Below are 20,040 nucleotides of genomic sequence, written 5' to 3'. Positions count from 1 at the left end.
GGACAGCGATCCTGTTCTGCCCGCGGACATTCGGGGTCAACTGCTAGGGTGTCGGGAGTCCGAACCCTTCATAGTCACGGCCGAAATTCTCAGGCTTGCAAGCCGCATATAAGACGTCCTTCAGTGCCCGGGAACGGGCGGCCCCGACTTTTTGTTTCAAAGTTGGATCCTTGGCGAGCAAATAGGCCGCAAATCCCGCCACCGCCGGCGACGCCATCGATGTTCCGCTCATCGAACCGTGACCGGTTCCAGGTAGCGTCGATACGATCTCGACCCCGGGGCCCGTGGTGTCGATTTCGGATCCGAAATTGCTGAAATCGGCAATAAAGTCCTTGATTGACGGATTTCCCTTCGGTGGGGCGATACTGCCGGTTCCGATCGCGTTTTTGGGGAACGACCCGACCCGCCCCATGGCGGATACCGCAACGCATTCCGGAAACGCCGCGGGGAAGGACACAGGCTTTCGGTTGTCGTTCCCGGCCGCCACGACGACGACGACACCGGCGTTGAGCGCGCGGTCAATCGCCAAAAGTGTAAGGTCGTCCTTCGGACCGCCGCCGAGGCTCATATTGATGATGTCGCATTTGTCTGCAACGGCCGTATCGATCGCCTTGGCGATGTCGAAATTACTTGCGCCGCCACCGGCATCTGGGAATACACGGTAACTTCGCAAGGTGACGCCAGGCGCTACCCCGCGGAAACCGCTCGTCGATCCTTTGCCGCCGACGATGCCTGCAACATGAGTACCGTGCTCGCCTTCGCTCAGCGCAGGCCGCCAATTCTGGGCCGCCGCGGGATTGCCGCGGGTTTCGTCACCGACGCAATTGAGCCCGCCCGACACATTCTTCAGGTCGGGATGCGTACCATCGACACCGCTATCGACAATCCCGACGGTGACGCCATCACCGGCATTCGCAGGCAATGAACCGTAAAGTTGGGTCAGCAGCAGCGAGGGATCGGTGACGACAATTTTCGCCAGCTTGATTTTCGATATCTGCGCGCCTGTGGTGCCGGTCGTGAAATACCCCCACGAGCCTGCCGGCGCGTAAACATAAACGCGTTCGAGTTTTCGGCTTGGCGAGAGGCCGTTCAGGATTGCGCTTCCGTTTGCGCCCGTCATAGCACTCGCGCCCTGGCGCGACGCGAAATCCGTGAACGCAACGATCTGAGCGCCTTTTATCGCGGCGCCGCTGGAAGCGTCGGTCACCGAGACGGTAAAACTCGCAGAGGCAACGGCCGCTTTCGCTACCTTCATCGCGCGGCCACCGGCCTTTTTCACGGCCTTCTTGGCCTTCTTGGCCGCGGGCTTTGAGGGGCGCTGGTGGATTTTGAAACGTTCCCACTGGCGATGGTAAAATACCTCGGGCACGATTTTCAGTCCGGGGACGCTAAGACGCAGACTTAGTTCGCCTTCCGGCGGCATTTCAACGAGCTTCGGCCCGTTTTCGTGCAGCGAGTCGAGCACCCGCATCTGCGGAGCCGTCACGGCCTCCGGTCGGGGGGCAACCGCGACCATGTTTGCGCTCGGTTTGAAGTTGTCGGCGGTGAGTGACGCGCCCAAATAGCCTTCACTGCTCATAATAATGTAGCGGCGGAGAGTTTGCTTTTTCTGTGGCATCGCGAAGCTCCCAAATTTATACAACCTGAAATAGATTTATTATGCGCCGATAATTTGCGGGACAGCAATAGAAATCGGTTTGCGGCGAATCGTAGCATCGCAGCAGGTTTCGCGCCTTTCATTTCCATGCGCACGACCTACATGCACATGCATGAAGAAACCGCCCGATTTTTTCGCCCGCCGCTTCGCTCCCACCGCTTTGATGCTTGGAAATATCGTCACCGGCTGCTCCGTGCTGGCGCCGGCGGGCATGCTCGTCGAGTTGTCCGGCGATCTAGACGTCAGCATCCGCACCGCGGGTCTGCTTATCACCTTTGGCGCGATCATGCTGTGCGTCGGCTCGCCGGTGACGGCGTGGCTGACCAGCCGGATCGAGCGCCGCAGCCTGCTGACGGCGACGCTTGCGGTGCTCGCGCTCACCAATGCGGCTTCCGCTTTCGCACCCGACTACACGAGCCTGCTGATCATCCGTTTGATCATGCTGGCGGTCGGCGCGCTCTATACGCCGCAGGCGGCCGGGACCGCGGCCCTGATCGTGCCGGTGGAAAGGCGCGGCAGCACCATCGCCTACATCTTTTTTCTCGGCTGGTCGCTGGCAGCCGCGATCGGTCTGCCGCTGATTACGTTGGTCGCCAGCCGCTACGGCTGGCGCACCGTCTATGGCGGCATTGGCGTGATGGGCTGCGTGAGTTTCCTGCTGCTGATCTGGCGTTTGCCGCGCGGTCTGGTCGGCGCACCCGTCGATCTCGAGACCTGGACCGATGTCGGGCGCAACCGGATGATCATGCTCTTGCTGTCGATCACGACGCTGCAGATGTCCGGCCAGTTCGTGGTGTTCACCTTCATGGGACCGCTGCTGGCGAAGCTGACGGGGGCGGGGCCCGACGCCATCGGGCTGGTGTTTGCCTGCTACGGAATCTTCGGCTTCATCGGCATTGCGATCGCAACCCGCATCGTCGATTCCTGGGGAGCCTGGAAGACCTCGGTGCTGTTCACGGTGCTGATGCTGCTGGGCGTGACCGGTTGGGCGCTCAGCGCCGGCATTTATCCGCTGATGGCAGCATCGGTGGCGATCTGGGGGCTGGGCTTTGCGTCCACCAATTCGATGCAGCAGGTGCGGCTGGTCGGCGCCGCGCCCTCACTCGCGTCCGCTTCGGTGTCGCTCAATACGTCGGTGCTCTATGTCGGACAGGCCGTCGGTTCCGCGGTCGGCGGTTTGCTGTACGCACGCGATCTTCTGCATGCCGCGGGTTATGTCGCGGCGGTCTTTGTTGCACTGGCGCTGACGATGGTGATCCTGACCAGGCCGAAACGGGTCTAATCCGAAATCCGCGTCAGCACCGCCTTGAAGGTGACGCCGGGCAATTGCAGCGCGGTGCCTTCGAAGTCGACCATGTCGCCATTGGCGGTTCCCTTCAGCGTCAGCGTGATCATGTCGGTTCCGAACAGCGGCTTGAATGCAGGATCGGGATTGTGGCGTTGCGTCGATATCTTGACGTGAATGCCGTCGCTCTTGTCGGCGTAATTGCCGATGAAGGCGAACGCAGAATTGCCACCCCGAAGCTTGCCGTTGACGGCATAAATCACGCCGCTGCCGGTCCCATGAACAGTATGAAATTCAACCTTGTATAAGCCTTCCTGCAATTTCCGTCCCCAGAAGCTGTCAACTCATGCAATGCAAGCACCGTATGGCGCGGATAGGTGTCGAACAATGCGCGCGGGGCGAAATCGCGCGGCCATCAACATTACATTTTCGATGAGTGGTATGATGAGAAGGCGGGCGCCATATGACGGCGCTGAGCCGCCTTCTATTGGCCCGCAGGCGAGGGCGCGCTTGCGATTCTGGTCAGTGCCGGCGCCATCTTGACCAGCACTTCCTTGACCGGGTTCTCGGTCCAGGCCTGGGTGACGTAATCGCGATGGGTGACGCCATCGCGCGTCTGCACGAACACGACGCTGCCCGGCCGCAACGGGGCATCCATGTTTTCGGTGACGGTGATGCCCTTGTTGCGCAGCATCTCCATCAATTCGCGGTCATGCCGCTTGGTGTAACGGGTGTAGGAACTGACGAAGAAACCGGACCGGTTGTTCTCGATCCAGGAAGCGAACTTGTCCAATTCGCCGTAGACGGCATCGAGCAGGAACACGCCGCGGACGCGGCCCGTGACGCCGCCGACTTCGAGGCTCCAGGCGGTCGGCAGGAACCCGCCGCTATAGCCGACGATGACGATCGGCATGCTGGCGAACGCCTTGGCCGAGGCGGGATCGCCGGTGAGGCGGGCGAGTTGGCCGGCGGATTCATCCATGAAGCGTTTGAAGCCGCCCGGCTGCCAGAACTTGCCGGCGCTGGAATCGGGGGCATCGACTGCGAACTGGGGCGCCAGCAGCACGGCATTGACGCCGGAGTCCGAGATCTGCTGCGGCACCATTTGCCGGTCGCGCACGTCACGCTCCAGCGTCGCGCCATTGCCGTGGAAGAACACCACGATCACGCCGGGCTTGCGGACGTCGAACGTCTCGGGGACGTGCACCAGCACGCGGTTATCGTTGTAGGTCTCGTCCTGCCAGTAGACCCGGCCATTATAGGCGCGGTGGCCGCGGCGATCGCCCTTGCTGATGTTGAGGAACGGCGCCTCGGAGCGCGGATTGTTGCCGAAATAGGGGAATGCGGAGGACTTCATGCTGACCAGCGTGGTCAGCTCCTCACGTTCGGACGGCTTTGGAAGAGTGATCGTCGGCGTCAGCGACGCAACCCTGACCGGTTCGGTTCGTACCGTGCGCTGCGGCGGGGCGAGGGCGACTTGCCGCTGCACCAGGCTTTCGCTGGCGGTCGGGAAGCGATCATTGAACTGCGGCGTCGGGAAGCGGTCGACGAAGCTATCGCCCGACGAAGCCGGCGTGTTGGCGGCCAAGAGGCCGGCGCTGGGCGCCTTGCCGCATTGAACCAGGACGAGCGATAGCGGGACAAAGACAGAGGCAATCGCGACCCAGCGCCATCGCGGGGGCCGGACATGCGACCGCGCGCCCGGTGATGTCACCCGGTTCGCGCGGTCACGTATTTGGAATTTCGGTTTTGCCCCGACCATCCACCCACTGCCCCAAGATCCACCGGCGACCGGCGTATGTCCGCTAGTGTTTAGGCGACGTTAAGCTTCCGGAATAAACTCCCCATCCGGAACCCCCAAAAGAGACCACGCAATCGTGTCGCGATTGTGGGGCTGCCATCGCGTTTTCGCAAACGCCGTAGTGCCACGGTGAACCCCGATATTGTTTTAGGTATTTAGATACCAAAAAACATCTATCGATTTAAATCATTGTTAACGCTGCTTGAATTGAGGGACGCCAGCCTGCACCATGCGCAGGTTCAGGCGTGCGGCGCTGAAGGTACGGTGCGACATGGCGGCATCAGAAACGGGAGGCGCGGCATGGCCCCGCCCGTTGCCCGGCGGCGGCCCGACCGTTTCGGTGCTGGTAGCGGCGGCTATCGTCGTGGCCGACATGGTCGGCGTCGGTGTCTTCACCAGCCTCGGCTTTCAGGTCAAGGACATCCCCTCCGGCTTTTCGATCCTGTTGCTGTGGACCGTCGGCGGCGTGGTCGCGCTGTGCGGGGTGTTTTCCTACGGCGAGCTCGGCGCGATGTTTCCGCGCTCGAGCGGCGAGTATAATTTTCTGAGCCGGGCCTACCATCCGGCGTTCGGCTTCCTGGCGGGCTGGGTGTCGGCGACGGTCGGTTTCGCGGCACCCGTCGCGCTCGCCGCGATGGCCTTCGGGGAATACGGCAAATCGGTCTTTCCCGATGCCCCGCCGCTGGCGCTCGCCATCGGCGTGGTCTGGCTGGTGTCGCTGGTCCAGCTCACCGGCGTCAGGCACTCCAGCACATTTCAGTTGATCGCGACCATCCTCAAGGTGCTGCTGATCGTTGCCTTCCTGGTGGCCGGATTTGTGATCGGCACCCCGCAGCCGGTGTCGTTTGCGCCGTCGTCCGCGTCGCTCTCCCAGATCGTCAGCGCGCCGTTCGCCATCAGCCTGGTGTTCGTGATGTATTCGTTCTCGGGCTGGAATGCTGCGACCTACATCATCGGCGAGATGCAACTGCCGGAGCGAAACCTGCCGCGCGCGATGCTGGCGGGGACGCTGATCGTGCTGATCCTGTACGTCGCGCTCAACGCGGTGTTCCTGCACACCGCGCCGATCGACAAACTGGCCGGCCAGCTCGACGTCGCCCGGATTTCCGGCAGCTACATCTTCGGCGACATCGGCGGCCGCATCGTCAGCGCGATGATCTGCATTGGGTTGATCTCCTCGATCAGCGCGATGATGTGGATCGGGCCGCGGGTCATGATGACCATGGGCGAGGATATTCCGGCGCTGCGTATGTTCGCGCGGCGATCGACGGGCGGCGCGCCGGCCTATGCCATCCTGTTCCAGCTCACGGTTGCGAGCCTGATGCTGTTCACGCGCAGTTTCGAGAAGGTGCTCGATTTCATCCAGTTCGCGCTGCTGTTTTGTTCATTCTTCACGGTGCTTGGCGTGATCAAGCTGCGCATCACGCATCCCGGCCTGAAGCGACCGTACCGCGCCTGGGGATACCCGTTCACCCCTGTGGTTTTCCTGCTCGTGACCGGCTTCATGATGTACTATCTTTTGACGGATCGCCCGCTGCAGTCGGCGCTTGGTATTTTGATCATGATTTCAGGCCTGTTGATTTACGCTATTTTCCGCAAGCGGGAAGCTCTCCCTGCGGCCGCAGTGCCGGGTCGCGAATGAACAGGCTTTGGTCTCGAAGAGGTTTGGCGCTGGCTGCTGCGATGTTGTTCGCGGCAGCCTTGCCCGCGCGCGCTGCCGATACCGTAACCGCCGACGATACCGCGAAATTTCTTGCGGGCATGCAGCCTTCCGCCGACTCGCCGCTGACGCCGTTGACCCGGGATCCTTCCTGGCAGCGGCACGCCAAATTCTTCGATGCGGCTTTCGCGCAGCTCGAACAGCGCCAGCTGTCGAAAATCCGCGCCTGGGCCGATGCCAATCTGGCAGCGCCGAAGCCGACCATGTTCTACATGTTCTCAGGGCCGGACTTCCTCTACGCCGACGCGTTCTATTCCAAGGCGACGACCTATGTGCTGAGCGCGCTCGAGCCGCCGGGCTCGGTGCCCGATCTGACCAGACTGCCGCGCGGCGGCGTTGGTGCTGCGCTCTACAATGTTGAGCGTTCGCTCGGCTCGATCCTGAGCTTTTCCTTCTTCATCACCAAGCAGATGAAGGTCGATCTGCACGCCGGCCAGATCAGCGGCACCCTGCCGATCCTCTATGTGTTCCTGGCGCGCTCGGGCAAGACCATCCGCAGCGTCAGTCCGGTCGCGCTGGACGACAAGGGCATGGCGTATTTCGGCAACGAAAATCCGGGAGCGAATGCGGTGCGTGGTGCGCGCATCATCTTCGCCGGCAGCGATGGCGTGGAACGGACGCTGTATTACTTCTCGACCGACCTTTCCAATACCGGCGTCAGGGCTTCGGGCTTCCTGAAATTCTGCTCGACGCTGGCGCCCGGCAACAGCCTGCTCAAGAGCGCGTCGTATCTTTTGCACTCCGGCAACTTCAGCACCGTGCGCAACTACATCCTCGCCAACAGCGCCACGATCATCCAGGACGATTCCGGAATTCCGCTCGCCTATTACAGCCCGAAGAAATGGCGGTTCTTCCCGTTCGGCCGCTATGCCGGCCCGATCGCCGAATTCGCGGGCAGGTATCAGGAATCCTATGCCGAACTGTTCGAGCGAGCACAGCCGATGGATTTCGGCATCGGCTATCGCTGGCGCTCGCATGAATCGAACCTGTTATTGTCGATCAGATTGCCTGACGACGGTACCGCCGGCCCGGAAGCGACGTCATCGACCGATGAGCCTCCGCCGCCGCGCGCGCCGCGCCCACGAGTGCCTCGTCCGCCGGCGCCGGTCCAGCCGCAGCCCAGAGGCGGCTTCTTCTGGTTCGGGCGTTAAAAGCCTCTCGCGCACAGCGGGTTCACCATCGCACGCTCTGGCTGGGCTCGATGAAGGCCGTTGGGCTCGACGGTTCGGCGTGGCCGCCGAAATAGTGGTAGGCGGCGACGATGATGATCAGGAGCGCGAGCACGGCCAGGAGATCGATCTGTCTGGGGTCATGACCGTGGTGGCTGATTTTCCAGCGCATTGTTGGTGTCCTCCCTGCGGAAGCATCAAATCAATGCGATTGTGGAACCAAAGTTCCCGTGTGGCTGCAATGCGCGCGACGCTTGGAAGCGCCGCAGTAGATTCTACGCCGCGTTGACGCCGCGCCAGCGTCCGTATTTCCACGGCAGGTACCAACGCGCGCCCGGCGGCCGCGCCAGCGGCACGTTGTCGATGCCGGAGGTGCCCCAGGGCTGACAGCGCAATAGCCGCGCCAGTGTCATCCATCCGCCGCCCCACAATCCGAACCGTTCGATCGCCTCGTCGCCGTAGACCGAGCAGGTCGGCAAATGCCGGCAGTTGTATCCGACCAGTGGCGACAGCGTGTGCCGGTAAACCCAGATCAGCGCGCGGCCGGCATTGCGCGGCAGACGCCGAACCGTACCGGCACATTCTATGCATGAAGATGAATGTGAGAACGAATGCTTCATGGGGGTACCCGGTCGGAACCATCTCCGTAACTCTGCGGGGTTCCAACGCTGGGAACCGAACGTTTCGCAGATATTTACGCCACAGTTCAAAATTATCCAAAGGTTTGGGGGCGATGCAGCAAAGGTACTATGGACGGCACAGGTCAGCACGATTACCGTTTCGATAACGCTTCAATGACAGAATCATGTGGCGTTGAAATGGGGCCATTGCCACTGCTCACACTCGAGCCTTGGGGGAAGGAACCAAATTGAGGTTTGTGACGTCGCTTCGCTTTCGCGGCCTGACGCTCCTCGGAGCCGCTGCCCTTTGTATCGCATTGCCCGGCTCCGTCGCGACGCTGGGCAATTCGGCGCAGGCCGGCGTCACCCTCGAAGAACGCAAACTACCGATGCACTTCAAATGGGTCGCGTGCCAGCCGAACTGCAAGGGCTGGGTCTCGGCCGTTGGCATCGTCACCGCGGACAGTCCCAAGGATTTCGAGGATTTCGCGCGCGGCCGCCAGCTTGGCGGCGCCACCATCGTGCTCGATTCCTCAGGCGGTTCGGTCAACGATTCCATTACGCTCGGCCGCAGGTTCCGCGGTCTCGGTGCATCGACGACGGTCGGCGTCAGCGTCGTGAACCAGACGCCGCAGGGCGACCGCCCAAGCGTGGTACCGGAGGCCTATTGCGAGTCGATGTGCGTGTTCCTGCTGTTGTCGGGCAAGACCCGCTACGTGCCTGAAGATGCGCATGTCCGCGTGCACCAGATCTGGATGGGCGACCGCGCCGACGACGCCAAGGCAGCAAGCTATACCGCGCAAGATATGATGATCGTGGAGCGCGATATCGGCCGTCTCGCCAAATACACGTTTGAGATGGGTGGTGCCGGTGACTTGCTGTCGCTCGCGCTGAGCGTGCCGCCCTGGGAAGATTTGCACGAATTGTCGCCGACCGAATTGCGGCTGACCAATATCGTGACCACCGATGCGGTGGCTGACGTGCTGCCGCGGGACACTGCGTCGGTGCCGGTTGCCGAACTGAAATCCAAACCCACGCAGGATCGTTTTGTCAGCAACACGGTCGAAGGCAACGCTTTGCCGCAAGCGACGAAGTCGACCAAGACCGCTGAAGCGACGGTGCCGACCGGCGGTGTGGCCGCGGCCGCGCCGGTCCCGGCCAAGTAACGGAAATTTATCAACGTTGTCATACCGGGATGCGCCTCTTGGCGCAGGCCCGGAATCCATAACCACGATCGTGAGTATGGATTCCGGGCTCGCGCTGTGCGCGCCCCGGAATGACGGCCTGAGTTTTAGCCGTGCGCCGAAGCCGGCTGCTTCGCCTTGGCCTCGATCTGGCCGATCGCATCGACCACGGCGTCGAAGGTCAGCATGGTCGAGGCGTGGCGCGCCTTGTAATCGCGGACCGGCTCGAGCAGGGCGATGTCGGCCCACTTGCCTTGCGGCGGCTTGCCGTTTTCCTTCAGCATCTTGCGCACGGTCTCGCGCAATTCGCGCAGCTCATCCGCCGATGACCCCACGACGTGGCTTGCCATGATCGAGCAGGAAGCCTGTCCCAGCGCGCAGGCCTTCACATCATGGGCGAAGTCGGTGACCACCGGCCCGTCCATCTTGAGGTCGATCTTGACGGTCGAGCCGCACAATTTGGAGTGGGCGGTGGCGCTGGCGTCGGGGTCGGGAAGCCGGCCCAAACGGGGGATATTGCCGGCCAGCTCGATGATGCGCTTGTTGTAAATGTCGTTCAGCATAGATCGGGGTCTCGGGGTCGCGGGCGGAGGCGCCCTTGGCTGCCGGGTTTCACCGTCCTATATATGGACGGCAATGGCGGAAATACAGTCCGGCCATGTCGCCACTGCGGCCTAATTGGAAGCCAATTCCGCTGGTGTGATGCTAGGATAAGGGGATTCAGGCGTTCGGCGGCAAAGCTGCCCCGTCTGCCCGGTGACACTCCGGTCTGAACGACCGGTCGAACGGAGAAGACATGGACGCCTTGATCAAATCTATCCGCCCCAACAAATCTACAGACACCAAAGCGCCGGAAACCCGCCCGGCGGAACTCGATCCTGCCGAATTCCTGGCGGCTGCCGTCCGCGCCGATCAGCCGCGCCCCTCGCGGGCCGAAGCCGAGCAGGCGGTGCAGACGCTGCTTGGCTATATCGGCGAGAACCCCGCGCGCGAGGGTCTGTTGGATACGCCACGGCGCGTGGTCGAGGCCTTCGACGAACTCTATCAGGGCTACCACCAGTGTCCGGCCGAGGTGCTCGACCGCACCTTTGGCGAGACCGCGGGCTATGACGATTTCGTCCTGATCCGCGACATCGAATTCACCTCGCAATGCGAACATCACATGATGCCGTTCTATGGCAGGGCGCATATCGCCTATACGCCGGTCGAGCGGGTGGTGGGATTGTCGAAGCTGGCGCGGCTCACCGATATCTTTGCGCGCCGCCTGCAGACCCAGGAGCACCTGACCGCCCAGATCGCCGCCGCGATCGACGAAGTTCTCAAACCGCGCGGCGTTGCGGTCATGATCGAGGCGGAGCATACCTGCATGTCGGTGCGCGGCGTCGCCAAGCATGGCGCGATGACGTTCACCAGCCGCTTTACCGGCATGTTCCGCGACAATCCGGCGGAGCAGGCGCGTTTCCTGTCCATGGTGCGAGGACCGAACCGGTAACCTCGCCTGAGAATTTGCGAGGCTACCCGTGTCCACATCCGCACATTCCCATGATCGCGAGGAAGGGTTGGAATTCCAGCCCAAATTCGATGCGTCGGGTCTGGTGACCTGCGTGGCCACCGATGCTGCGAGCGGCGACGTGCTGATGGTTGCGCATATGAACGACGAAGCCCTGCGCAAGACGATCGCGAGCGGCGAGGCCTGGTATTTCAGCCGGTCGCGCAAGGGGTTGTGGAGAAAAGGTGAGACTTCAGGTCACACCCAGCGCGTGATCGAGATGCGGATGGATTGCGATCAGGACGCGGTCTGGATTCGTGTCGAGCAGACCGGCGCTGCCTGTCACACCGGACGGCGGTCGTGTTTCTATCGCAAGGTCAACGGCGACGACACACGATTGTCATTTGTCGACGCCGAGCGGCTGTTCGACCCGGAAAAAGTCTATCGCAAATAGAGATAATTGATCTAGATCAATTACGCCACTTCGAACGTGCGCTTCGTTGCCTCCGTCGGCCTGATTTGAGAAAAGTTTAGCCTCGTCATTGAGCTGGGGCGAAAGACGGTGACGCATCGCTTTCTGCCAATTGTGACTTTTCTCACCTTGATCGGGCTTGCCTGGGGGCCTGCGCAATCGCAGACCGCTGAACGCGCGCCTGACACCATGGCGGCACGGGTTCTCGCCTGCGCGTCGTGTCACGGCGCCGCAGGCGAGGGCACCAGCGACGTGTATTTCCCGCGGCTTGCGGGCAAGCCTGCCGGCTACCTCTACAATCAACTGGTGGCGTTCAGGGACGGGCGCCGCAAATACCCGCCGATGAATTATCTGCTGGAGTTTCTGCCCGACGCCTATCTGAAGCAGATCGCCGAACATTTTGCCTCGTTGCGGCCGCCATTTCCGGCGCCCGCGATCCCCACCGTCAGCAACGACATTCTGGCGCGCGGCGAAGCGATTGCCACCCATGGCGATCCGCAGCGCGGCGTTCCGGCCTGCGCCGGTTGCCACGCTCCGACCTTCGGCGGCATGGAGCCGGCGATCCCCGGCTTGCTGGGCTTGCGCGCGAGCTACATCAGCGCGCAGCTCGGCGGCTGGCGCTACGGCACGCGAACCGCCACCGCTCCCGATTGCATGCAGATCGTTGCCGGCCTTCTGACCGAAGACGATGTCAAGGCGGTTGCGGCCTGGCTGTCGTCGCGGCCGGCACCATCGGATCCGTCATTTGCCAAGCGCGGCAGCCTGCCGATGCCGCTGTCGTGCGGCAGCGAGCCGAACTGAGGGAGATCGCGCAGATGCCGAAAACCCTGAAAGCTCTGCTCCCGGTTCTGGCCGCAACCTCCTGGCTATTGTTCGGCGCCGTGCCGGCGACGGCGCAGCAGGATACCGCGCTGATCGCCAAAGGCGAATATCTCGCCCGCGCCGGCGACTGCATCGCCTGTCACACCGCGCGCGAAGGAAAGACCTTTGCCGGCGGCCTGCCGATGAAGACGCCGTTCGGCACGCTTTACACCTCGAACATTACGCCGGATCCGCAGACCGGCATCGGGACGTGGTCGTCCGATCAGTTCTTTCAGATGATGCACAACGGACGTTTTCCGGATGGCGGGCTGGTCTATCCGGCGATGCCGTTCGCCTCCTATACCAAGGTGACGCGCGAAGACAGCGATGCGATCTATGCCTATTTACGCTCGATTACGCCGGTGAAGCAGCCGAACCGGCCGCACGAACTGACGTTTCCGTTCAACAACCGCTCGCTGATCATCGGATGGCGCACGCTGTTCTTCACGGAGGGCGAGTTCAAGCCTGATCCGACCAAATCGGCGGAGTGGAACCGGGGGGCTTACTTGGTCGAAGGCCTCGGCCATTGTGGGATGTGCCATACCGCGATCAACGCGCTCGGCGGCAGTTCGGAGTCGCAGGCGTTTGAGGGCGGTCTGATCCCGATGCAGAACTGGTACGCGCCGTCGCTGACCCAAAACAAGGAAGCCGGCCTCGGCGATTGGACCATCGAGGAGATCACGGACTATCTCCGCAAGGGCGTATCGACCCGCGGCGCGGTGTACGGGCCGATGGCGGAGGTTGTCTACAACAGCACGCAATATCTCAATGACGACGACATCCGCGCGATGGCGGTCTACCTGAAGGGGCTAGCGGAGGGCACCTCGCCGGAGAAGCCGGCGAAGTCGTTGCCGTCGGCCGAAAGCAGCCTGTTGCTCAGCTTGGGCAAGCAAATCTACGACCGCGAATGCGCCAGCTGCCACGGCGCGGTGGGGCTGGGCATGCCGCCGCACTATCCGCCGCTCGCCGGCAACCAGTCGATCCAGATGGTATCCGCAGTCAACGCGATCCGGATGGTGCTCAATGGCGGCTATCCGCCGGGCACGGCGGGCAATCCGATGCCCTACGGCATGCCGCCGTTTGCGCACCGGCTGTCCGACGACGAGGTCGCGGCGGTCGTGACCTATATCAGGACGTCCTGGGGTAATCGCGGCGAGCCCGTTTCGGCGCGGCAGGCCAACGAACTGCGCGCGGCAACCCTGAACTAAAAGGCGTGTCATGATCAATTCATCCTCGACGCAGGCGGCTACACCCGGCTCCGAAGACGAAGCGGTCGAGACCATCGTCCGTGCCGGTCCGGGCGGTGCAGTGGCGGTGGCCGGTGTGGCGACTGCCGTTGTGGTCGCGCTGTGGTTTGCGTTTTATTTGCTGGTCTTCCTGCCGCGGAGCGTCTGACAATGGCTGTTGAGACCGATCACGGCATCGGCGAAGCGGTTGCGGCCCGCATCGAGCGGCGATGGGCGACGCTGTCGATCGTGATCGTCGGTATTCTCGTCGGCATGGCGACCTTCATCGGCATCCATCAGGCGACGATGCCGCAGGGCCGTGTCGAGACTGCCGATCCCAGGACGCTGCATCTGTCCGGCGAATTCATCGAAAGCAATCTCGGCAGCGCGGTCGAGGCCGACGGGTCGGTCACGGTGCGCGCGATCGGGCAGCAATATTCCTTCACGCCGCAATGCGTCGTCGTGCCTGCGGAAACCCCGATCAATCTTCGCGCCACCAGCGCCGATGTGGTTCATGGCTTGCTGATCGAGGGCACCAATATCAACACTATGCTGGTCCCGGGCTATGTTTCGGTGCTGCCGATCCGCTTCAAGGCTGTGGGCGAGCACGTCATGCCGTGCCAGGAATTTTGCGGGATCGGACATCAGGGCATGTGGGGCAAGGTCAAGGTCATGGACAAGACAGAATTTCTCAACATGACGGCGGCGAAGCGGAGGCTGACCTGTGTTGACTAACAAGCGGCTGATTCTTTCGCATTTCTGGCTCGCCTTCATCGTGTTCGGCGTCGCCTTGGTGCTCGGCGCGTGGCAGATGTTCGAGCGCAGCCCCCTCAATGCCTGGCACTTCAATCCGGAGTTTTACTATCGCTCGGTCACCGCGCATGGCTCGGCGATGGGCTACGTGTTTCCGACCCTGATCGCGATGGGATTCGGTTACGCCATCACCGAGGCTTCGCTGGAGAAGCCGCTGGTCGGTCGCCGCTGGGCGTGGGCGGGCTTCTTTCTGGTCGCCGTCGGCGCCGTCGTGGCGATGATCCCGGTTTCGCTGGGCCTCGCGTCCGTGTTGTACACCTTCTATCCGCCGATGGTCGGCAATCCCTTCTACTACATCGGCGTGGTCATGGTCGTGGTCGGCTCATGGATCTGGGTCGCGCTGATGCCGATCAATATGGCGGTCTGGAAGCGAGAGAACCCCGACAAACCGGTGCCGCTGGCGATGTTCGCCAATGTCGCGGGCTCCTATCTCTGGGGCTGGACCGCCGTTGGCGCGGCGCTGGAAATCATCTTCCAGATCTTGCCGGTGGCGCTCGGCCTCAAATCCACCATCGACGCCGGTTTGGCGCGGGTGTTCTTCTCCTGGACGCTGCACGCCATCGTCTATTTCTGGCTGATCCCGACCTACATCGCCTATTACACGATCCTCCCGCGCGCGATCGGCGGAAGGCTTTACAGCGACGCCATGGCGCGGATTTCCTTTATCCTGTTCGTGGTGGTGGCGATGCCGATCGGCGTGCATCATCTGTTTGCCGACCCGCAGGTCGGCGCCGGCTTTAAATTCATGCATTCGGTGTTCACGGGGCTTGTGGCACTGCCGACCTTGCTGACGGTGTTCACCATCTGCGCGTCCGCGGAGATCGCGAGCCGCCTCCGCGGCGGCCGCGGGGCTTTTGGATGGATGAGGGCGCTGCCCTGGCAAAACCCGATCCTGCTGGCGACCGCGCTGTCGCTGGTGATGCTCGGTTTCGGCGGCGCCGGCGGGCTGATCAATATGAGCTATCAACTCGACGCCAGCGTACATAACACCCAATGGATCACCGGGCACTTCCACCTGATCTTCGGTGGCGCCATCGTCATCATGTATTTCGCGATCGCCTACGATCTGTGGCCGCATCTGACCGGCCGCGCGCTGGAAAGTTTTGGCCTGATGCGAACCCAGCTTTGGCTGTGGTTCGCCGGCATGATCGTCACCACGTTCCCGTGGCATTACGTCGGGATTCTCGGCATGCCGCGCCGCATGGCATTCTATGACTATGCCAATCCCGCGATCTCGCCGCAGGCGTTCTCGGTGTCGATGTCGGCGGTCGGCGGATTAATGCTGCTGACGTCAGGCGTCCTGTTTTTGATCGTGTTGATCCGCGGCCAGAGGGCGGCGGCGAGCGACGCGGGCGCCTATCGCTTCAGCGTGCCCTTGCACATGCCGGCGCGGATTCCGGTTGCGCTCAATTCCTTTGGGCTTTGGCTCGCCTTGATGATCGGCCTCACCGTTGTGAACTACGGCTATCCGATCGCGCAATTGATGGTGCTGAACGAAACCAACGTGCCCGCGGTCTATGTCGGAGCCAGCCGATGAGCGAGCAAAAGCTGTTCTCGTTTCGCAATCCCTGGTTCGGGTTCAGCGTCGGCGTCACGGCCGCCATCGCGGTGCTTGCCGCGCTGGCCGGCCTGATCTGGCTGCCGCTGGCGCAGCCCGACCTCAAGCTCAGCGGCATCTGGGACGCGATCTGCAGTGCCGCCGGCGTGCCGCGCGCGTCCTCGCAAGGCAATCCCATCCAACCCGATTTCAAGACCTCCAATGTCGTGATGACGTCGGAGATGCTGACAAGGTCAAATCAGGTCTCAATCGGCCGCGGTGCGACACTGGCGCAACGCTGCGCGATCTGCCACGGGCCGCAGGGCGTCAGCGACGCCAATTCGCCGAACCTCGCGGGGCAGTTTGCCGCGGTGACCTACAAGGAACTGAACGATTTCAAGACCGGCGCACGGGTCAACGTGGTCATGAGTCCTTTCGCTGTGAACATGAGCAACCAGGACATGCTGGATATCGCGGCCTATTACGCCTATTTGCCGCGGGTGCCGTCGAACCAGCTGGATGCAGAGCTTGCGGCGCCGCCGATCGTGGTCACGGGGGCGCCGATGCGTAATATCCCGCCCTGCGGCTCCTGTCATGGCGACATCGACAACAAGGCCGGCAGCCCGTGGCTCGGCGGCCAGTCCGCGGTCTACATCAAGGCGCAGTTGCACGCGTTTGCGTCCGGCACCCGCCGCAACGACATCAGCCAGCAGATGCGCAACATCGCCCGCCAGATGACGGCCGAAGAGATCGACCAGGTGGCCCGCTATTACGAAGCCCAGCCGTAAGGTACCGGGGGAGGCGCGTTCGTTAACCCGCCATTAACCATAATTGTCCCAGGGTGGCGCGGTATTAGGCGCTGATTGCCAGTGCGCACAGGCCGCGCGGTCGTTTCGCGAGGAGCGGGGCACCAAGGACATGTCGGTCGACACAACAAACGCCACGGCTGCGGCAGGTGTCAACCCAACACGTCTCAAGATTGCGGGCTCCATCAAGCAGGCCGCCTCCAGCACCGGTGCCAGCTTCGAATATCTGCTCACCACCGCCAAGATGGAATCCAACTTCAATCCGAAGGCCGGCGCCTCGACCTCGTCGGCGCACGGGCTCTTTCAATTCATCGACCAGACCTGGCTCGGTACGGTCAAGGAAGCCGGCAGCCAGCTTGGCTACGGCAAATATGCCGACGCCATCAGCAAGAACGGCGACGGCAGCTATTCGGTCAGCGATCCCATCGCGCGATCCGCGATCATGAAGCTGCGCGACGATCCCGACGCCGCGTCCTCGATGGCGGGGGTGCTGAGCCAGTCCAACAGTTTTAAGCTGACCGGCAAGATCGGCCGCCGCCCGACCGACGCTGAATTGTATATGGCGCATTTCATGGGCGTCGGCGGCGCCGCAAAACTGATCTCGAACGCCGAGGACAATCCGCAAGCCTCTGCGGCGCGGATGTTTCCCAACGCCGCCGCGGCGAACCGCTCGATCTTCTATGATCGATCAGGGCAGGCGCGCAGCGTCTCGCAAGTCTATTCGGTGCTGAGTTCGCGCTACGCCGGTGCGGCCAATTCCAGGGACACGCGCACGGCGTTTGCCGCGCTCGGCGGCGATCCGCAAAAGGGGATTGCGCTCGCGAGCGCCGTGCCGACGCCCGCGCTGTCGATCGACAGCGCCGCTTATCTTTCGAGCTTTCCGGATTCGCGTGCCGTAACGCCGGTCTCCGCGACATCGCAGACCGCTTCGGCGCAGCCCGATCCGATCTTCCGCTCGCTGTTCCAGGCCGGCGATCGCACCCAGCCGATTTCGCCGGCGGTGCAGGAATTGTGGGGCAACTCGTCGTCACTGACCTCGGTCGCATCGGCGACGCCTGCGTCGTCGCTGTCCGGACAGACGCCCGAGGTTCGCCCGCCGGGCCGGCTCGATCTGTTCAGCGACCGCAGCGGCACGTTCAGCAGTTGATCCCTCATGGTGAGGAGGCGCATCTTCGCGCCGTCTCCGGACGATGCTTCGCATCGCCGAGAGAACCATGAGGCCCCGGTAGCGCCCGCGGCCATCCTTCGAGACGCCGCGCGAGATGCGCGGCTCCTCAGGATGAGGTTCGAGCCAAGTGGCAAGCGCTTCCGCGAGAGGCCGCGGGCTCCCTCCCACCCTTAACAAAACGTCAATAAAACCAGCCGTTTATGGTGAACCCTTTGTTAAGCGTCATGGTTTATTTTGTATGACAGTGGCATCGCGTCACGGTGTCGTTTCGGGTTGCGTAGGCCGGCAGGACCATGATCGTTCGGCAGTTCATCAGTTGGATTCGTACCGCTCCGGCGGGCGAGCGGGCCGAGGCGACGCGGTCGCTGGCGCGGGCCTGGTTGATTTCAGATCTTTCCGAAGACGATCGCGGCGCCGCCGAGGGCGCGCTTCTGATGCTGCTCGACGATCCGTCGCCGCTCGTGCGTCAGGCCATGGCGGAAGTGTTTGCGCGCAACGCCGAGGCGCCGGCCGCCATCGTGCAGGCGCTGTCGCTCGACCAGCCCTCGATTGCGCTGCCAGTGCTCGAATATTCGCCGCTTTTGATCGACGCCGACCTCGTCGACATCGTAGCTACCGGCAATAGCGAGACGCAATGCGCGATCGCCCGCCGCATCAATCTGCCGACATCCGTCAGTGCAGCGATCGCCGAAGTCGGCTCACCGGCCGCAGCACTCGAACTGATCGAAAATGCCTATGCGGAGCTGGCGCCATTCTCCTGGGACCGCATCGTCGAGCGTCACGGCCATCTCGCTGCGATCCGGGAATCGATGCTGGTGCTCGAAGGCCTGCCGGCCGCGACGCGGCTGGCGCTGGTGGCAAAGCTCTCCGACACGCTGGCGCAATTCGTCGTCGCCCGCAACTGGCTGAGCGCCGATCGGGCGGAGCGGGTTGCCGGCGAGGCGCGCGAGCGCTCGACCGTCAACATCGCGGCGCGCTCGCGCGGCGAGGACATGCAGGGCCTGGTGCGGCACCTGCGCGCCTCAGGGCAGTTGACTGCCGGATTGATCCTGCGCGCGCTGTTGTCGGGCAATCTCGAACTGTTCGATGCTTCACTCGCCGAATTATCAGGTCTGCCGCACGCCCGCGTCACCGCACTGCTGCATGACCGCGGCGGCGCCAGCCTGCAGGCGCTGCTGATCCGCGCCGGTTTCCCGGAGTCGACTTTCGCGGCGTTCAGGGTGGCGCTCGAGGTCAGCCACGAAACCGGCTACGTCGACACTGTTGGAGGCGCGGCGCGGTTGCGCCGCCGCATGGTCGAGCGCGTGCTGACCCATTGCGAAACCGACCGGCAGGCCGCCGAGCCGCTATTGATCCTGCTGCGCCGCTTTGCGACGGAATCGGCGAGGGAAGAAGCCCGCATGTTCTGCGACGAGCTGATCGCCGAAGAGGCGATAGCGCCGCCAGAGCACGATCTGATCGCGGCGTAGGCGAAACTCCAGCAACATATCAGCCGTCGTCCCTGCGAAAGCAGGGACCCATAACCACCGCCGCTAATTGCTGGATAAGGTAACCACCACATCGCTTCACGGATAGGCCGCGGCGTATGGGTCCCTGCTTTCGCAGGGACGACGACGTGAAGGAGCGTGAACGCTATCTCACTCCGCCGGAACGATGCTCGGCGCGAGGATGGCTTCGAGGTGCTCGGGACGGTCGCGATTGGCGTGGGTGAGGAATACGTCCGCGATGCCGCGGAGCTGCTTGCTCAGCGCACTCGCCGTCACGGCGGTGTCGAGCTTGGTGCGCTCGCGCACGATGGCCTGAATGGCGTTGATGTGATGCGCGATCAGGTTCGCCGGCACGGCAGCGAGATCGGGAGCATGCTCGATGATGCGGCACAGGCTCTCGGCGGCGGCGCCCGCAGAAGGGAAGCCGAACGTAGCGGCGTCGCCCTTGATGTCGTGGGCGGCGCGAAACAGCTCTTCGCGGGCCTCGTCGGTGAAGCCGTCGCGCAGCACGGCGGCGTGGGCCGCGGAGAGCCGGTCGGCTTCGATCGCCATCCAGTTCTTGAATTCGCCGGACAGGCCGGCCAACGCCTTCTCGGCGCGTCCGACGGGATCGTCGAGATCGCTTTCGGGGACGCGGAGCAATACCTTGCGCAGCGGATTTGGTTGCGTGATCACATGATGATCGGCGAAGCTTTTGACCTGTAGCTTGCCTGGCTGTTCTTTTGCCATGGTGATCTCCTTAACG

Annotated in this window: 21 protein-coding genes; 14 read left to right on the top strand and 7 right to left on the bottom strand. The window is 62.8% G+C overall.

Annotated elements, in window-relative coordinates:
• Window positions 1-43: 43 nt before the first annotated feature.
• Entirely contained in the window at window positions 44-1,618 is a 1,575-nt protein-coding gene (locus NL528_RS28555) for a S8 family serine peptidase (RefSeq protein ID WP_309177741.1), read from the bottom strand.
• 151 nt (window positions 1,619-1,769) lie between these two features.
• Between NL528_RS28555 and NL528_RS28550 the strand changes: the two genes are divergently transcribed.
• Window positions 1,770-2,939 (top strand): MFS transporter, encoded by a 1,170-nt coding sequence (locus tag NL528_RS28550; RefSeq protein WP_309177740.1) that lies wholly within the window; start codon window positions 1,770-1,772, stop codon window positions 2,937-2,939.
• Here NL528_RS28550 and NL528_RS28545 read toward each other — a convergent pair.
• On the bottom strand, window positions 2,936-3,262 hold the full coding sequence (locus tag NL528_RS28545) for a GrlR family regulatory protein (RefSeq protein WP_309177739.1): 327 nt from the start codon (window positions 3,260-3,262) through the stop codon (window positions 2,936-2,938). The genes NL528_RS28550 and NL528_RS28545 overlap by 4 nt on opposite strands.
• A 164-nt stretch (window positions 3,263-3,426) precedes the next feature.
• Window positions 3,427-4,704, bottom strand: coding sequence for an alpha/beta hydrolase (locus NL528_RS28540; RefSeq protein WP_309177738.1), 1,278 nt, complete (start codon window positions 4,702-4,704; stop codon window positions 3,427-3,429).
• A 310-nt stretch (window positions 4,705-5,014) separates the two neighbouring features.
• On the opposite strand from NL528_RS28540, the gene NL528_RS28535 reads away from it, so the two are divergent.
• Window positions 5,015-6,385 (top strand): amino acid permease, encoded by a 1,371-nt coding sequence (locus NL528_RS28535; RefSeq protein WP_309177737.1) that lies wholly within the window; start codon window positions 5,015-5,017, stop codon window positions 6,383-6,385.
• Between the two features lie 41 nt (window positions 6,386-6,426).
• The gene (locus NL528_RS28530; protein ID WP_309177736.1) at window positions 6,427-7,614 is read left to right on the top strand and encodes a hypothetical protein; all 1,188 of its coding nucleotides are present in this window, start codon (window positions 6,427-6,429) and stop codon (window positions 7,612-7,614) included.
• Window positions 7,615-7,636: 22 nt separating this feature from the next.
• On the opposite strand, the gene NL528_RS28525 is transcribed toward NL528_RS28530, so the two are convergent.
• Both NL528_RS28525 and yidD read right to left on the bottom strand, forming a co-directional pair.
• Complete coding sequence (locus NL528_RS28525; RefSeq protein ID WP_309177735.1) at window positions 7,637-7,804, bottom strand: hypothetical protein; 168 nt, start codon at window positions 7,802-7,804, stop codon at window positions 7,637-7,639.
• Window positions 7,805-7,907: 103 nt separating this feature from the next.
• Window positions 7,908-8,252 (bottom strand): membrane protein insertion efficiency factor YidD, encoded by a 345-nt coding sequence (gene yidD / locus NL528_RS28520; RefSeq protein ID WP_309177734.1) that lies wholly within the window; start codon window positions 8,250-8,252, stop codon window positions 7,908-7,910.
• A 248-nt stretch (window positions 8,253-8,500) separates the two neighbouring features.
• On the opposite strand from yidD, the gene NL528_RS28515 reads away from it, so the two are divergent.
• Complete coding sequence (locus NL528_RS28515) at window positions 8,501-9,418, top strand: hypothetical protein (RefSeq protein WP_309177733.1); 918 nt, start codon at window positions 8,501-8,503, stop codon at window positions 9,416-9,418.
• Window positions 9,419-9,543: 125 nt separating this feature from the next.
• Here NL528_RS28515 and NL528_RS28510 read toward each other — a convergent pair whose 3' ends face one another.
• Window positions 9,544-9,999, bottom strand: a complete 456-nt coding sequence (locus tag NL528_RS28510; RefSeq protein ID WP_309177732.1) for an iron-sulfur cluster assembly scaffold protein — start codon at window positions 9,997-9,999, stop codon at window positions 9,544-9,546.
• 233 nt (window positions 10,000-10,232) lie between these two features.
• On the opposite strand from NL528_RS28510, the gene folE reads away from it, so the two are divergent.
• The 10 genes from folE (at window position 10,233) to NL528_RS28460 (ending at window position 19,277) form a co-directional block, all read left to right on the top strand.
• Window positions 10,233-10,928, top strand: coding sequence for a GTP cyclohydrolase I FolE (folE, locus tag NL528_RS28505; RefSeq protein WP_309177731.1), 696 nt, complete (start codon window positions 10,233-10,235; stop codon window positions 10,926-10,928).
• Between the two features lie 28 nt (window positions 10,929-10,956).
• Window positions 10,957-11,379, top strand: coding sequence for a phosphoribosyl-AMP cyclohydrolase (hisI, locus tag NL528_RS28500; protein ID WP_309177730.1), 423 nt, complete (start codon window positions 10,957-10,959; stop codon window positions 11,377-11,379).
• A gap of 207 nt (window positions 11,380-11,586) precedes the next feature.
• On the top strand, window positions 11,587-12,198 hold the full coding sequence (locus NL528_RS28495; RefSeq protein ID WP_375144079.1) for a c-type cytochrome: 612 nt from the start codon (window positions 11,587-11,589) through the stop codon (window positions 12,196-12,198).
• A gap of 14 nt (window positions 12,199-12,212) precedes the next feature.
• Window positions 12,213-13,466 carry a cytochrome c gene (locus tag NL528_RS28490; protein WP_309177728.1) on the top strand — a complete coding sequence of 418 codons (1,254 nt, stop codon included), beginning with the start codon at window positions 12,213-12,215 and terminating at the stop codon, window positions 13,464-13,466.
• 10 nt (window positions 13,467-13,476) lie between these two features.
• Window positions 13,477-13,653: a hypothetical protein gene (locus tag NL528_RS28485; protein WP_171985795.1), complete on the top strand. Its 177-nt coding sequence runs from the start codon at window positions 13,477-13,479 to the stop codon at window positions 13,651-13,653.
• 2 nt (window positions 13,654-13,655) lie between these two features.
• Window positions 13,656-14,219 (top strand): cytochrome C oxidase subunit II, encoded by a 564-nt coding sequence (locus tag NL528_RS28480; protein WP_309177727.1) that lies wholly within the window; start codon window positions 13,656-13,658, stop codon window positions 14,217-14,219.
• Window positions 14,209-15,834 (top strand): b(o/a)3-type cytochrome-c oxidase subunit 1, encoded by a 1,626-nt coding sequence (locus NL528_RS28475; protein WP_309177726.1) that lies wholly within the window; start codon window positions 14,209-14,211, stop codon window positions 15,832-15,834. Before NL528_RS28480 ends, NL528_RS28475 begins: the two co-directional genes overlap by 11 nt.
• Window positions 15,831-16,622 (top strand): c-type cytochrome, encoded by a 792-nt coding sequence (locus NL528_RS28470; protein ID WP_309177725.1) that lies wholly within the window; start codon window positions 15,831-15,833, stop codon window positions 16,620-16,622. Before NL528_RS28475 ends, NL528_RS28470 begins: the two co-directional genes overlap by 4 nt.
• A gap of 130 nt (window positions 16,623-16,752) precedes the next feature.
• Complete coding sequence (locus NL528_RS28465) at window positions 16,753-17,787, top strand: transglycosylase SLT domain-containing protein (RefSeq protein ID WP_309177724.1); 1,035 nt, start codon at window positions 16,753-16,755, stop codon at window positions 17,785-17,787.
• 314 nt (window positions 17,788-18,101) lie between these two features.
• A complete protein-coding gene (locus NL528_RS28460) occupies window positions 18,102-19,277 on the top strand; it encodes a DUF2336 domain-containing protein (RefSeq protein WP_309177723.1) in 1,176 nt (391 codons plus the stop codon).
• Window positions 19,278-19,445: 168 nt separating this feature from the next.
• Here NL528_RS28460 and NL528_RS28455 read toward each other — a convergent pair whose 3' ends face one another.
• Window positions 19,446-20,024, bottom strand: a complete 579-nt coding sequence (locus tag NL528_RS28455) for an Hpt domain-containing protein (protein ID WP_309177722.1) — start codon at window positions 20,022-20,024, stop codon at window positions 19,446-19,448.
• Between the last annotated feature and the right edge of the window lie 16 nt (window positions 20,025-20,040).

Origin of the sequence: Bradyrhizobium sp. Ash2021, assembly GCF_031202265.1 — a bacterium.
GTDB lineage: Bacteria > Pseudomonadota > Alphaproteobacteria > Rhizobiales > Xanthobacteraceae > Bradyrhizobium.
The sequence above is the reverse complement of the archived record's forward strand: the minus strand, read 5'-3'. Positions and strand labels throughout refer to the sequence as shown.